Source organism: Neobacillus sp. (assembly GCF_031988165.1).
Classification (GTDB): domain Bacteria; phylum Bacillota; class Bacilli; order Bacillales; family Cytobacillaceae; genus Neobacillus; species Neobacillus rhizosphaerae.
The window spans coordinates 1-14,988 of the sequence record NZ_DALZYO010000019.1; the positions used below are offsets into that span (position 1 = coordinate 1).

14 protein-coding genes are annotated in these 14,988 nt (G+C 39.2%); 10 read left to right on the plus strand and 4 right to left on the minus strand.

Going from position 1 to position 14,988, the window contains the following annotated elements:
- Positions 1 to 88: 88 nt before the first annotated feature.
- Positions 89 to 418, minus strand: a complete 330-nt coding sequence (locus RTR43_RS12895) for a helix-turn-helix domain-containing protein (RefSeq protein ID WP_312472449.1) — start codon at positions 416 to 418, stop codon at positions 89 to 91.
- 286 nt (positions 419 to 704) lie between these two features.
- Here RTR43_RS12895 and map point away from each other — a divergent pair, with 286 nt between their 5' ends.
- Positions 705 to 1,454: a type I methionyl aminopeptidase gene (map, locus tag RTR43_RS12900; RefSeq protein WP_312472450.1), complete on the plus strand. Its 750-nt coding sequence runs from the start codon at positions 705 to 707 to the stop codon at positions 1,452 to 1,454.
- A gap of 74 nt (positions 1,455 to 1,528) precedes the next feature.
- On the opposite strand, the gene RTR43_RS12905 is transcribed toward map, so the two are convergent.
- Entirely contained in the window at positions 1,529 to 1,753 is a 225-nt protein-coding gene (locus tag RTR43_RS12905; RefSeq protein WP_248735877.1) for a DUF1128 domain-containing protein, read from the minus strand.
- A gap of 235 nt (positions 1,754 to 1,988) precedes the next feature.
- Here RTR43_RS12905 and RTR43_RS12910 point away from each other — a divergent pair, with 235 nt between their 5' ends.
- Together RTR43_RS12910 and RTR43_RS12915 are read left to right on the plus strand one after the other, a co-directional pair.
- The gene (locus RTR43_RS12910) at positions 1,989 to 2,360 is read left to right on the plus strand and encodes a YtxH domain-containing protein (protein WP_312472454.1); all 372 of its coding nucleotides are present in this window, start codon (positions 1,989 to 1,991) and stop codon (positions 2,358 to 2,360) included.
- Between the two features lie 14 nt (positions 2,361 to 2,374).
- Entirely contained in the window at positions 2,375 to 3,211 is an 837-nt protein-coding gene (locus RTR43_RS12915) for a YihY/virulence factor BrkB family protein (protein ID WP_312472456.1), read from the plus strand.
- A gap of 365 nt (positions 3,212 to 3,576) precedes the next feature.
- On the opposite strand, the gene RTR43_RS12920 is transcribed toward RTR43_RS12915, so the two are convergent.
- Together RTR43_RS12920 and RTR43_RS12925 are read right to left on the minus strand one after the other, a co-directional pair.
- Positions 3,577 to 5,493: a heavy metal translocating P-type ATPase gene (locus RTR43_RS12920; protein WP_312472457.1), complete on the minus strand. Its 1,917-nt coding sequence runs from the start codon at positions 5,491 to 5,493 to the stop codon at positions 3,577 to 3,579.
- Positions 5,494 to 5,877: 384 nt separating this feature from the next.
- The gene (locus RTR43_RS12925; RefSeq protein ID WP_312472458.1) at positions 5,878 to 7,056 is read right to left on the minus strand and encodes an MFS transporter; all 1,179 of its coding nucleotides are present in this window, start codon (positions 7,054 to 7,056) and stop codon (positions 5,878 to 5,880) included.
- A gap of 192 nt (positions 7,057 to 7,248) precedes the next feature.
- Here RTR43_RS12925 and cax point away from each other — a divergent pair, with 192 nt between their 5' ends.
- From cax to RTR43_RS12960, 7 genes are all read left to right on the plus strand, one after another.
- On the plus strand, positions 7,249 to 8,307 hold the full coding sequence (cax, locus tag RTR43_RS12930; protein ID WP_312472459.1) for a calcium/proton exchanger: 1,059 nt from the start codon (positions 7,249 to 7,251) through the stop codon (positions 8,305 to 8,307).
- Positions 8,308 to 8,727: 420 nt separating this feature from the next.
- On the plus strand, positions 8,728 to 9,342 hold the full coding sequence (locus RTR43_RS12935) for a YczE/YyaS/YitT family protein (protein ID WP_312472461.1): 615 nt from the start codon (positions 8,728 to 8,730) through the stop codon (positions 9,340 to 9,342).
- Between the two features lie 120 nt (positions 9,343 to 9,462).
- A complete protein-coding gene (locus tag RTR43_RS12940) occupies positions 9,463 to 10,233 on the plus strand; it encodes a YfkD famly protein (RefSeq protein WP_396954575.1) in 771 nt (256 codons plus the stop codon).
- 168 nt (positions 10,234 to 10,401) lie between these two features.
- A complete protein-coding gene (locus RTR43_RS12945; protein WP_312472465.1) occupies positions 10,402 to 10,599 on the plus strand; it encodes an SE1561 family protein in 198 nt (65 codons plus the stop codon).
- A 189-nt stretch (positions 10,600 to 10,788) separates the two neighbouring features.
- Positions 10,789 to 12,333, plus strand: coding sequence for a fumarate hydratase (locus RTR43_RS12950; protein ID WP_312472467.1), 1,545 nt, complete (start codon positions 10,789 to 10,791; stop codon positions 12,331 to 12,333).
- Positions 12,334 to 12,567: 234 nt separating this feature from the next.
- On the plus strand, positions 12,568 to 13,335 hold the full coding sequence (gene pdaA / locus RTR43_RS12955) for a delta-lactam-biosynthetic de-N-acetylase (RefSeq protein ID WP_312472468.1): 768 nt from the start codon (positions 12,568 to 12,570) through the stop codon (positions 13,333 to 13,335).
- Positions 13,336 to 13,618: 283 nt separating this feature from the next.
- Positions 13,619 to 14,986 carry a sulfurtransferase gene (locus RTR43_RS12960; protein ID WP_312472469.1) on the plus strand — a complete coding sequence of 456 codons (1,368 nt, stop codon included), beginning with the start codon at positions 13,619 to 13,621 and terminating at the stop codon, positions 14,984 to 14,986.
- Positions 14,987 to 14,988 lie beyond the last annotated feature (2 nt).

The window sequence follows — 14,988 nt, forward strand, 5'->3', positions numbered from 1 at the left end:
CGAAGAAAAAGCGTTAGCTTTTTCGAGGAGTCCATACGCCGCTAAACGGGCGCTTGCGCCTTTTGTTCTTTAAAACACATAGGACTACTTATTGGTCATTATTTTGATTTATCCGCCACTTATTAAATTCAAGGAAATCGCGAAATTGTTCTTTTGAAACACCTGAAGCCATTGCCTCTTTGACCAGATTCATCCAATCGTTATCTAACCGATCTATATCGATTTGTTCATGTATCAAATGTTCAACTGGAAGATTTAATACGGCAGCTATTTTTTCAAGAAACTGAATCGAAGGATTCTTTTGCAAGTTTCTTTCAAGTGAACTTAAATAAGATTTTGCAACACCTGCTTGTTCAGCAAGGACGGATAGTGACATTTTCTTTTCTAAGCGAAATTTTTTTACGCGGTCACCTATCATTAACTCTCACACACCTATTAATAGTATTTATACGTTAATTCTACCAAAAAGAATGAAAAAGTACCATATTAAGAACGAAAGAATATTACAAAATATTGAACGTTGAAAAATAATGTTTTTTGGATTCTCTAAATAGGATAGTAATTTTGAAAAAATGATGCGATAGAGTTAATATAAAAAGTGTTGCAAAGGGTGACCCAAATTATCAATTTTATGTGTACTATGTTCCAAGATAACCAATATTGCTTATATTACATAAAAATAATACAAAAAGGCAGGGAATAACATGATTGTCCTTAAATCACAACGAGAAATTGAAGCCATGAAAAAGGCAGGAGAAATACTGGCAGCCTGTCATAAAGAAATTGCAAAATTAATTAAGCCGGGCATTACCACTTGGGAAATTGACCAATTTGTTGAAAGGTTTTTAAGTGAAAATAAGGCAACTCCAGAGCAAAAGGGCTATAAAGGTTATAAATATGCAACATGTGCAAGTATTAATGACGAAGTGTGCCATGGATTTCCAAGGGAGGAGCCATTAAAGGAAGGCGACATTGTAACGGTGGATATGGTAGTCAAATACAATGGAGCCTTGGCTGATTCCGCTTGGTCTTATGCAGTAGGCAAGGTTGCAGTGGAAACCGATCATTTATTAAAGGTAACAAAGGAAGCACTTTATAAGGGCATTGAACAAGCAGTTGTGGGCAATCGAATTGGAGATATTGGCCACGCAATTCAGACCTATGTCGAGAGCGAAGGATTATCAGTGGTACGGGACTTTATAGGCCATGGAATTGGTGCGGTAATTCACGAGAAACCGGATGTTCCGCATTATGGGCTGCCAGGAAAAGGTGCGCGAATTAAAGAGGGGATGGTTTTTACGATTGAACCAATGGTGAATATCGGCCTATACCAAACAAAAATGGATGATAACGGCTGGACAGCCCGGACGATAGACGGTAAATATTCGGCGCAATATGAGCATACACTTGCCATCACCAAAGATGGTCCTATTATCTTAACTGAACAGAAATAAAAACAAACCCGTTATTCATAGGAAATAACGGGTTTTCTAGTAGTACTGGAATTATTTTCATTGGGCTTTTCTTATTATTTTTTTCGCAGGCTTCCAAGCTCTTCTACTAATGCCTGCATTTCATTTGGACTAAAAGAGTTTTTCCTTAGAACCATATCATAAATTTCTTTTAATTCCTCATACATGTCTTCATCAAAGTGTGATGGCTTGATGGCTCCAAGGTTAAGAACCTTTAATTTTTCCTTTATTTGTTCAATCATATATTCGACGTTTTCAATCGATTTCTCAGATAAATTCATTTCGGTCACCCTTTTCGAATTAATAATCTCATCTTTTCATGTTAAAAAGTAGATGTCAATATAAACATCGTTTGAATATTAGTCATTATCTTGGCCTAAAGGAAGGAAATAAAAGTTTCGGACAAGCTTGCAAAGTGGAATTGATTTAAAGCAAAATAAAGGGTGAGATGATTTTGGTATTAATTTCATTGAAGAGAGATTAATGATAATTATCATAGTGGAAGGAGAATTTAAAATGACGAAGAAAAATCAATTTTGGAGGGGAATGTTAATCGGAGCCATTGCAGGTGGCGCCCTTAGCCTCTTAGATAAACAAACCCGCCAGGTAATGAAGGAAAGCGTTCAAAAGACTTCAAGCAAGGTTGCCTATGTTCTGTGTAATCCTGGCACAATAACCGATAAGGTGAAAGAAACGGCGTCTAAAATAAAAACAGCCGCTCAGCAGGTGACTGAAGATATTTCCTATATTACCAATAAAGTTGATGAGTTACGGGAGCTGACACCCCAGGTGACAGAAATCCTAAAAGAAACAAAAGCTGGTTTCTCAATAAGTGAGGAAAAACAACTTTTACAAGAAGTATCGGGAGAAGAGGAAAATAATAATTAGAAGGAGAGCTGGACATGGAAAAGAAAGGGAATGTACGCTCCTCATTGCTCAGATTGCTTTGGCACCGGATCGAGGAAGATGATCTTCCTGGGTTAAGTGCACAGCTGGCCTACTTTTTACTACTTTCCTTGTTTCCACTTCTGATTGTATTATTTACGCTTTTACCGTATTTCCCGATTCCACATCAGGACATGCTTGGAATGATCAGGGATTTTGCCCCAGTGGAAGCAATGGACCTGATTGAGAAAAATGTAGATGAGATCATGAATCATCGGAATGGCGGCTTGCTGTCATTTGGGATTATTGGCACAATTTGGTCAGCCTCAAACGGAATAAACGCAATCGTAAGGGCTTTTAATAAAGCATACAATGTGAAGGAAAGCCGTTCATTTATTGTTTCAAGAGGAGTAGCGATATTACTAACCTTTGGGCTGATTTTTGTCTTTATCCTCGCAATTATTTTACCCGTATTCGGGAAGGAAATTGGCCTATTTTTGTTTTCTAAATTAGGCTATACCACTGAATTTATTAAGCTATGGAATACGTTAAGCTGGCTGGTAAGTGCGATAATATTGTTCCTTATATTTACAGGCTTGTATTGGATTGCACCGAATGTAAGATTGCGCTGCCGAAGTGCCTTACCCGGAGCAATCTTTGCAACAGTGGGCTGGATTATCTCTTCCATTGGATTATCCTTCTATGTCGGGAATTTCAGTAACTATTCGCTCACTTACGGAAGTATTGGGACCATCATTGTGTTAATGATTTGGTTATACATAACAGCTTTTATTATTATTATTGGTGGAGAAATCAATGCTTTTTATAGTGAACGGAATCGCTCGAACTGCTAATACTTTCCTTTATGAAAAAAGACTATCTGTCCAAACTATAACTGGGGGATAACTTAACATAAGGGAGGTTTTAATGATGACAAAACAAACCAAAAAAGATGGCGGTACAAAGCAAAAAGGAAATAAAAGTAATCCGAAACAAAAAACTTCAGGGTCAGCAAATGGCTCAAACGGATACCACTAAGAACTAATCATGAGAAAAGGACCGGGTGATTACTCACCCGGTCCTTTTCTTATGATATAAGAATTTATACAGTCGGAGCGCTCCATAAGGAATGCTTCGGCAGCATTGGCATCGCACGAAGGAAAAGCGTTAGCTTTTCCGAGGAGTCCATACGCCGATAGGCGGGCGCCTTGCGCTTTTCTTATGATTTTAACAGCCGGAGACTATTCAGAATCACGAGGATAGTGCTGCCTTCATGGCCAATGACTCCATATGGTAAATCAAGCATCTGAAAGAAATTTGATGCAATCAAGAGCATGATGATCGATATCGAGAAAATGACATTCTGTTTGATAATTTTATTCATTCGTTTTGAAAGTTGAATGGCGTCGGCGATTCGTGGCAAGTCATTCTTCATTAGCACGATATCCGCCGTTTCAAGAGCTACATCCGTTCCTTCTCCCATCGCAATTCCGACATTGGCAATCGCTAGCGCTGGAGCATCGTTAATCCCATCGCCTACCATGGCAACGGTTTTAAATTTTGATTTTAGTTGTTTAAGATGCTCTACCTTAGATTCCGGAAGGCATTCAGCGAAAAATTCATCCACATGGCTTTCAGCCGCTATCGCCCGGGCAGTTTTCTCACTATCTCCCGTTAACATAACGGTATGGATGCCTTGTTTCTTTAAATGATCAATCGCCAGCTTCGTTTCCTCGCGAACGACATCCTTTAAGGCAATCATGGCACTTAGCTCTCCATTGATTTCAATGAAGACAAGAGTGTTACCAAGACTTGCGAGTTCTTTAGCTTTTCCATCAGCAAACGTGTCGACATGTTCCTTTCCGACGAAAGCCGCCTTGCCAATTTTCCATTGTTCTCCGTTAATTTCTGCTTTTACTCCCCAGCCAGGTATATCTTCCAGACTGTCAGGATGGAATAGTTCTTTGTTTAGGTTCATCTTTGCGTACTTAACAATCGAAATCGCCAGCGGGTGGTTCGAATGGCTTTCTATTGATGCAACTTGCCAAATGAGCTTTTCCCTTTCAAGCCCTTCCTTCACTATTACTTCGGTTACTTCCGGCTTACCCTTCGTAAGCGTACCTGTCTTATCTAAAGCGATGGCTTCAAGATGACCTAAATTTTCAAGATGGACACCGCCTTTTACTAATATCCCATGCCTAGCTCCATTGGAAATCGCGGATAAGGATGCCGGCATAATCGAAGCGACCAAAGCACAAGGGGAAGCGACCACTAATAAAATCATTGCACGGTAAAAGGATTCATGCCAGCTCCAGCCCAGTAGAAAGTAAGGAAGGAAGAACATCGCAATAACGACAAGCAGAACGACCTTGACATAGGTTCCTTCAAAGCGTTCGATAAAAAGTTGCGACGGTGACTTTTCACTTTGTGCGGATTGAACAAGTTGAATAATTTTTCGAAAAAGGGTGTCACTGCTCTCCTTTGTTACTTGAACGGTAATCGAGCCAGTCATATTAACGGTACCAGCAAAAACTTCAGCCTGTTCCCCTTTGGAGACAGGCATGGACTCGCCTGTAATCGCTGCTTCATCAATATTGGTTTGTCCTTTGATAATGATCCCATCAGCTGGAACCCGTTCACCAGGTTTAATCAGAATAGGGTCACCAACGCAAAGCTCTGAGACTGAAACTCGTTTCTCATTCCCATTGCTGATAAGCAGTGCTTCCTCTGGTTGGAGCTCCATTAAAGAAGAAATCTCCTTATGACTTTTATTCATGGTATAGGTTTCTAAGGCTCCACTGACGGCAAAAATGAAGATTAAGATGGCTCCTTCTGTCCAGTAACCAATAATTGCCGACCCCACTGCGGCAAAAATCATCAGCATTTCTACATTTAGTTCTTTATTTTCATAGGTGGCTTCAATGCCTTGTTTTGCTTTCGCAAACCCACCGATTACAAATGCTAACAGGTAAGCAATGATGGAATCAGTTCCAAATCCATATTTATCGAAAATCCAGCCGAGAGCAATCAATACACCGCTTAACGATGCAGCAATTAGTTCTAAATGTGGTTTGATCTTTTCAATAAGGCCAATATTTTGTACCCCTTTTGTAAGTAATTTTGCGTTTGAGCTCATCTTGTATCTCCCCCCAATAATTTGATTATACAGCAAGAAAAAAGAATGGTCAATTCTAATTGATAAAATATAATTCTAATTGAGAATGATATTCAGATCCATTTTTGAAATTATACGGATTTTTAACTATTTTGGTTGATTTTAAATGATAATAATTATTGTTTATGTTAATAGAGCTGATGCACTTCTTAAATGTGTAATTTTGGTAAGGGAAATAAATGAACGTGAAATTGATAAAAATAATCAACCTCACTGCCCCTAAAAAAACACGAAAGCTGCCACCCTAATGATGACAGCAGACTTTCTTCGGAAAAAATTTTCAATTTTCTTTATCTTACCATGTATTTTATGTGTAAAATATGAATTTGCTCCAGATAAATGTCGTTAAGAATTTTGCTGCTCAAGAATTAGATACGTCTTTTTTCCAAATGCAAAGATGATGAATGATAACGCTAGGAGCATCGTACTAATAATGTAGAAGAAGCTAACGCTTTGCAAAAATTTAATAAATAAGCCGCCGATAATCGGTCCGCTTAAGCTGCCGAGGCTAAAAAAGATGCCGCATAACAAATTTCCTGTCGGCAATAAGTCCTTCGGAACTAAATCGGTCATATAGCTGATGCCAAGCGAAAAGGTGGAACCAACAACCATTCCGGAGATTAAGAAAGCGATAAAAAGACCGATAAAGGAGTGTTCAAGAAAACTAGCTGCTGTAAAACTAAAAAAGCCCAAGAACAGTACAGTCATTAAAATATTCCTCCGCCCGTACTGATCACTTAACATCCCAAGAGGGAGTTGAGTAATAATACTGCCAATCGCAAAAGCAGATAATACGAGCGAAACACTTGAAACATCCATATTCATTCTTAAGGCATAAATGGGAAAACTACCGTTTAAGGATGATTCTAAAAAGCCATACGAGAATGGGGGCAAGAAGGCGACCCATCCAAATTTCAAAGCTCTTTTGAACTGCATAATTGTCGCCAGAAAAGAATTAATGGTTACTTCTTGTTCTGGAAGTTCATTTTTTAAAGAAAAGACAAAGACCCAGCCGACCAAACATAGGATGGAAGAGACGATGAAGGGCAGGGATTCATTCACATTTACTAAGGGCGTCATTAATGGCCCTGTGGCAAAACCAATCCCAAAAAACAAACCATATATGGAGATATTCCGTCCTCTTTTTTCAGCAGGTGAAAAGGAAGTTATCCAAGTCTGTGTCGCGAAATGTAAGGAATGGTCACCGATGCCAATCAGCAGTCTTAGAGCAAACCAAAACCAAAATGTTTTCCATAATGGAAATAAGGCTAGTGATACGAATACAAGTGCACCACCGAAAATGATAACAGGTTTATAACCATATTTTCTTAGCGGCCTTTCCATAAATGGGGAAACAAGTAGAATGCCAATATAGAGGGCGATGGCATTTAGGCCATTTAATGAAGGAGAAACACCGCCTTTTTCAAAAATAACAGCGATGAGCGGTAAGAGCATCCCTTGGGAAAAGCCAGAAATGGCGACAATACTTACCAGTATCCAGAAACGAAAATAATTTTTATTCATAAAAATTTCCTCAATTCTACTTTCTATCTATTAAATAGTTCCTAAATGATGGTAACGAGAATATTCTGTTTTTGCAAGAAAAAAAGTTGCCTCGATGATCATAAGTTTTTTAGGTAAATATAGGGGCAAATGGAAACAACATAGATAGGAGAAAAAATATGGGGTTAAAAAATAACTTTTGGAGGGAACGTGGTGACAAACAAAATTTTTATGGCGCTGACTTTCATTGGGGTTCCGCTTTCAGTCATTGGGACACTAATGCATTGGCCAAGTATTATTTTATTTATTCTTTACTGCTTAACGATTATTGCTTTATCTAGCTTCATGGGCAGAGCAACCGAAAGTCTTGCGATTGTGGCGGGGCCGCGAATTGGAGGATTACTAAATGCAACCTTTGGAAATGCGGTAGAGCTGATTATTTCGGTTTTTGCTCTAAAAGCAGGACTTGTAGGGGTTGTCCTAGCTTCATTAACAGGTTCCGTCCTGGGCAACCTGCTGCTGGTTGCTGGGCTTTCTTTCTTTATTGGCGGACTAAAATTCAAACGGCAAGAATTTAATGTGTTTGATGCCCGGCATAATTCTGGTTTGCTCATTTTTGCGGTGATGATTGCCTTTGTCATTCCAGAAGTATTTTCGATGAATATGAATGAAACGAAAACCATTACATTAAGTATCGGGATATCGGTTATTCTCATATTTCTTTATCTTGCTGCCTTATTTTTTAAACTTGTTACCCATCGCGGGGTTTATCAGCCTAGCGGAGAGACAGAAGCACATGAGGAGGAAGAACCGGAATGGGGGAAAAGGAAGGCCATCGCCGTGCTTTTCATCGCAACGATTGCTGTTGCCTACATATCAGAGCATCTGGTACATACATTTGAGTATGTGGCAGAATCCTTCGGTTGGACGGAGTTATTTATCGGCGTCATTATTGTGGCTATCGTTGGTAATGCTGCAGAACACGCTTCCGCCGTTTTAATGGCCTATAAAAATAAAATGGATGTAGCTGTGGAGATTGCTATTGGCTCCACCCTACAAGTAGCGATGTTTGTGTTACCGGTACTTGTACTCATTTCCCTTTTCTTTGATCAAACAATGCCGCTTCTATTTAGCTGGCAGGAATTAATCGCCATGATATCATCGGTACTGCTCATGGTGATCATCTCCAACGACGGTGAAACCAATTGGTTTGAAGGCCTAACCCTGCTTGCGGCATATCTAATCATGGGAATTGGCTTCTTCCTACTGTAAGAAACGTGGCCATATCCTTTTCGGTGTCAGGCACCAATCTATGCAAAAATAAAGACTCTGAGCCAGACGGCTTAGAGTCTCTTCTTATCCTTTTTCAATTTTTACAATGTACGGTTAAATCGCCAATCCTGTGCTATAATGAAACAACACATTTTAATAGGGGAAAAAATCAATCGCTTCTCTATAGGACCATCCATCACCAACCTTTATGATTAGTAAGAAACAACGGAAACACGAGTGTTGAATGTCATATTATACGAGAATTCCAACCTCCTTAATGAATTTCAATAAATGGTTAGCCGATTGATTACAGCCCTCCTTTTTGAAAGGTTAATAATATTATAAACGGTAATTAGAATTTTGTAAATGTTCAGATTATTACATTTCCATTACTTTTTGCCACTTTTTGAGGAGCGAAATATGAAATTTTTTATTCGGTTATTATTTTTTACTATCGGTTTATTCGTTTTGACTTTTGGAGTATGTCTAACCATTAAAGCTAACCTCGGGGCGGGGGCGTGGGATGCTTTAAATGTTGCCCTTACTGAAAAGGTTGGGTTGTCCATTGGAAAATGGGTGATGATTGATGGGGCAGTCCTTGTCCTTGTTAATTCCCTTTTAATAAAAAGAAGACCTGACTTCCTTACACTCTTAACGATTATTGTTATTGGGTCAATGATTGATTTTTGGATGAATTCCGTTTTTGAAACATGGCAAGCAGAACAGTTTATTGTAAAACTAGTCACTCTGTTGCTTGGTATCTTGATTGTCGGATTCGGAGCAGGGGCCTATTTACAGGCCAAATTCCCTCAAAGTCCATTCGATAATTTTATGTTAGCGATAAAAGAGCGTTTTGGCGTCAACCTCATGATGGCAAAGACGATTGGGGAAATTACTGCCTTAATCCCGGCCTTCTTTTTAAAAGGTCCTATATGGCTTGGAACTATCATTATCACTTTTACAGTTGGCCCAGCTATTCAACTGTTTTTTCCTTTTTTTGAAAAATTAATGAAGCGGTTGCAGGCGAAATATTAAGGGTTAATGGATAATATTTATCAACTCCGAAAAAACTACTAGCAGACTTATTAATGCTATTAGTGAAAGGAGTTCAACTCAGTGAAAAAAATTGTTCCAGTCCTTATGACAATGCTATTAATGCTCACTTTTATTCCGTCTGCTTTTGCTGAAAAAGCGTCGGTGAAAAAAAGCCCAGTAAAATATCAGGTTCCAGCCTCTGTTCGGAACATTTCGAAAGAGAATACCTATCCGAATTCGACACAGGACCAGCCATTATTGCAGCCAAGCGACTTAACGAAAAAGTTAATCAATTCTTCGAAGGTTAAAATTGAAAACCCGGATTTAATTCGCATGTTGAATGAGACAAGCATTAACAGCTCTCCGTTTGCTCTTGGCTACCGAGCAATTGTTTATTTAGGACAATGGCCGTTGAATTACGAATCTGCTGAGACTTCTCTAAATTGGGAGTTTCAAAAAATTAATACGAATTACTTTGATAATCGGGGCGGAAAGGTACCATATCAGATTAAGTATGTTCAGGAGTCGCAAAAAATTATCAGAGGCGGTCTGACTGCCAAGATCCCTAATTTGGAAGATGTCAAAAAGATGATGCTGCAAAAATCGATGGAAAAAACCAAGCTTCCGCTCGCGTTTGAAACGATTATCGGGGCAGGGACGAAAAATGATCATATTTATAATATCCCAGCGAACCGGCTCGGCTACTTATATGCTTATGCACCTGGTGTGAATGAAAAGGGGAAAGTGTACTACGGTGAAGTTTATTTAATGCTAAAAGGAAATAAAAAGTTAATCGTAATCAAGAATGTTACTTCACAAGGAATCGGAGCTTGGATTCCTGTTCAGGATTTTGTTTCTTTTGGCTTTTTAGCTTCTGAGCGGCCGCGATGATTTTTTGAATGAAAATGCGGAACTAGGGTTAGTACCCTGAGCTTTTCTTATAACATTGAGACTCCTCATGGCAGGAGTCTTGTTATTTTTTTAATTGGGGAAAATAATATTTGTCAAAGTCTAATTATTTCGGTACGATGAAAACGATAGTGAAAGGAGAGAATGCTATTGGGCAGCCCAATTCAAGATAAAAATTCGCAGGTGAATTTTTTAAAACAGCGCTTAAACATATTCATCGACGTACTCGATGCTATTGATCCTGAGGAAACGGATCTTGAAGATATTGACCGCTTAATTTCCATGCTGGATGATATGGAATCCAAATGTAGAGAATTTAATAATCGTGAAGTCAGTGAGTCTGTTTAATTTACAGGCTCTTTTTTTATTTTCAGGAAATCTAGCTGCGCTTGTGGAGGAATTCCCTCATTCTGACATGTATTCGGTTTCAAGCTTATCCTTTAAATCTAGTGGTTATAGGAGTATAATGTAACCGTGCAAAAAGTTGTAAAATTGAAATAGATTACTTAGGGGAACAAAGGGAAAGGGGTACTCGAATTGAATATCGCGAAATTTCAAGAAAGCATGTACAAGCTTGTAGTTGAAACTTCTACCAAACTTCCAAAGGACGTCCGCCGGGCGGTTCTGGCGGCTAAGGAAAAAGAAAATGCCGGCACTAGTGCAGCAATGAGTCTTGCTACCATCACAAATAATATTAAAATGGCGGATGATCAAGTGTCACCGATTTGTCAGGACACAGGCCTGCCAACCTTTAAAATTAAAACGCCAGTTGGTGTCAACCAATTAGAATTAAAAGAGGCGATTCGAAATGCAATTGTTCTTGCCACGAAAGAGGGAAAATTGCGGCCAAACTCTGTCGACTCGTTAACAGGTGAAAATAGCGGTGATAACCTTGGGGTAGGTTTACCAGTTATTAAATTTGATCAGTGGGAAAAAGATTACATTGATGTGCGCTTGATTTTAAAAGGCGGCGGCTGCGAAAATAAAAACATTCAATATAGCCTGCCATGTGAGTTAGATGGACTAGGACGTGCTGGCCGTGACCTTGATGGTATCCGCAAATGCGTCATGCACTCTGTTTACCAAGCCCAAGGTCAAGGTTGCAGTGCTGGATTTATTGGTGTCGGTATCGGGGGCGACCGTTCATCCGGTTATGATTTAGCAAAAGAACAATTATTCCGTTCAGTTGAAGATGTGAATCCAAACGCAGATCTTCGCAAGCTAGAAGAATACGTGATGGAAAATGCAAATAAATTAGGAATTGGAACAATGGGCTTCGGCGGGGAAGCAACATTGCTAGGATGCAAAGTCGGTGTCATGAACCGAATCCCAGCGAGCTTCTATGTTTCTGTTGCCTACAATTGTTGGGCATTCCGCCGCTTAGGCGTAAGTGTGGACGCTGTAACAGGCGAGATTAATGAGTGGGCTTATCAAGATGGTGAATTCATTGATTTTGCGCAAACGGAGGCTGAAAAAGAAACAGCCGCTTCAATGTCGGAAGGCGTTATTTCTTTAGAAGCACCCATTACAGAAGAAAAGATTCGTGCGTTGAAAGTCGGAGACGTGGTGCAAATAAATGGCATGATGTACACTGGCCGTGACGCGATTCATAAATATTTGAGCGATCATGATGCGCCTGTGGATTTAAATGGTCAGGTAATCTATCACTGTGGTCCAGTTATGTTAAAGGACGAAGCAGGTGAGTGGCACGTAAAGGCGGCTGGTCCAACGACAAGTATTCGTGAGGAACCATACCAAGGCGATATCATGAAGAAGTTCGGTATCCGCGCTGTTATCGGTAAAGGCGGTATGGGGCCGAAGACATTAGATGCCCTCAAGGAGCATGGCGGCGTGTACCTGAATGCGATTGGCGGTGCGGCACAATATTACGCTGATTGCATTAAATCAGTGGAAGGCGTTGATCTGATGCAATTTGGTATTCCAGAAGCAATGTGGCATCTTCGCGTCGAGGGCTTTACAGCTGTTGTCACGATGGACTCGCACGGAAACAGCCTGCATGCGGATGTGGACAAATCTTCTTTGGAAAAATTAGCACAATTTAAGGAAGCGGTATTTAAATAAGTTAAGGTAGGGTAGGCGCTGTAGCTAGGCGTCTATCTTTTTTCTATTCAATGGGCTGAAATGGAGGATTTATTTATCATTATAGAAAAAATTTGTCGATACTTAATACCTAATTATTCTTTTTACCAAAAAAAGTTGAGTCTACCACCACCCACAAACATTTCCTTTATCCACCAATTATGTTTTCCCTTTTTAAAACAAACACTATAAAAAACAAAAATAGGGGGAACATGGATGAGAAAGTTATTAGGCAGCCTTAGCATGCTGCTCTTACTAGTACCAAATATTACATACGCATCTGTATCCAATCAACCAATTCACTGGGGATTTAAAAAGGCGGTGAACGAGATTCCGCCAGAAGCTGGGACGCAGTACGATCAACTTCTCGAAAAATACGGTGCTTTTTATAAAGGTGACCCTAATTCAAAAACATTATATCTTACATTTGATAATGGCTATGAACAGGGATATACTCCAAAAGTTCTTGATGTGTTAAAAAAGGAAAAGGTACCTGCGGCGTTTTTTGTGACGGGGCATTATTTGGATTCCAAGCCTGATCTAGTCAAGCGGATGGTCGTCGAGGGACATATCGTTGGAAACCATTCCTGGCACCACCCCGATATGACCACCATTAGTGAGGAGAAAATTCGTAAGGAACTTGAAAGTGTTCGCGTCAGGACGAAAGAATTAACGGGTCAAAAAGAAATGAAGTATTTACGCCCACCACGAGGTATTTTTAGTGAAAGAACGATGCAGATTGCAAAGGATGCAGGCTATACCCATGTATTCTGGTCACTCGCCTTTGTCGATTGGAATGTAAATCAACAAAAAGGCTGGCAATATTCCTACGACAACATTATGAGGCAGATTCACCCGGGCTGTGTACTCCTGTTACACACCGTATCGAAAGACAACGCCGATGCCCTTGAAAAAGTCATTCAAGAGTTGAAAAAGAAAGGCTATAAATTCAAAAGCCTTGATGATTTTCCTAAGAAAGGATAATACAAACCCAAAGCCGAATTTCGAATAGAATTCGGCTTTTTTCTTGCGAAAAACAGCAAAGGTATAGTATTAATCAAAAAATCGATTCATTTCCATTCATTTGATAGATAGATTGAATTTATTTAAGAATACCATTTACTTATAATGAATAAGGAATCAATATTTGTATTGTAGTTAATGGTGCAAATCATGAGCAATGATGCTTTAACGAAATGCAGAAACAAAAAGCCACTAAAACATACATCTCATATTGGCTAGCGAAAATTTTTAGGGGGAAGACGAAATGGTATTACAAAGAAAAGCATTATTATTTCTTTTGTTAGGTAGTTTTTTATTACTGGCTGCCTGTTCCAATAGTAATGCAGCAGGTAAGAGTAAAGAGACAGATAAAAAAGAAACAACAGATGTATTCCAAACTATTAAGACAGACGACCTGAAGGCAAATCTCGGAAAAGAAGACTGGGTCATTGTTGATACAAGATCAAATGACGCCTTTAACGGCTGGGCATTAGATGGTGTTAAAAGAGGCGGTCATATTAAAGGTGCCGTTGATTTTTCCGCTAACTGGCTAAAGGTAAAGGTTGATAAAAAAGATAAAAAACTAAAAGAAGCATTGAAAAGTAAAGGAATTTCAACCGATAAAAAAGTTGTCCTTTATGATGCAAATGGGAAAGATGCACAAACAGTTGCTGAATATCTAAAAAATAATGGTTTCAAAAATATTTATAAATTTGATGTGAAAGAATGGGCAGCAAATCAAGATTTAGCATTGGAATCCTATCCGAATTACGAAATGCTTGCCTCTTCTACATGGGTCAATGACTTAATTAACAATAAAAATAATGGAAATCCATATAAAATTTTTGAAGTCAGCTGGGGCGATGAAGCAAAGGATTATAAAAAGGGCCATATTCCTGGGGCAGTCCATATTAATACCGATGAAGTAGAGGAAGGTCCTGTATGGAATCGTCTGAAGGACAAAAAGCTTGAAAAGTTTGCCTTGAAAAATGGGATCACAACTGACACAACTGTTGTTTTATATGGCAGTGATTCCATGCCGGCATTTCGCGTAGCGGTAATCTTGAAATATATGGGTGTTTCTGATGTAAGAGTGCTAAATGGAGGGTTTGCTTCTTGGAAAAATGCCGGTTTTCAAGTCGAAAAAAAGGTGAATTCTAAGAAATCAGTTGCCTCATTTGGAGCTGTAGTTCCAGCTAATCCGAACTATATCATTGATTTGCCGGAAGCCAAAACAATTTTGGCTGATAAAAATACTGGTACACTTGTTGATATTAGAAGTTGGGATGAATTTATAGGGAAAATATCGGGTTATGATTATATTGAGGCAAAAGGACGTCCTGCAGGCTCTGTTTGGGGACATGCAGGATCGGATTCCAGTCATCTTGAAGATTTTCGAAGCATAGATGATACCATGCGCAACGGATCGGAAATTTTGAGCATGTGGGAAAAAGACGGGATAAATGCTGATAAAAAACTTGCTTTTTACTGCGGAACTGGTTGGAGAGCAGCTGAAGTATTATTTTATGCTGATGTTTTAGGCTTGAAGAATATTACCCTGTACGATGGTGGTTGGAATGAATGGAGCATGGATCCTTCCAATCCTGTTGAGAAAGGCGCACCAAATAAGTAATA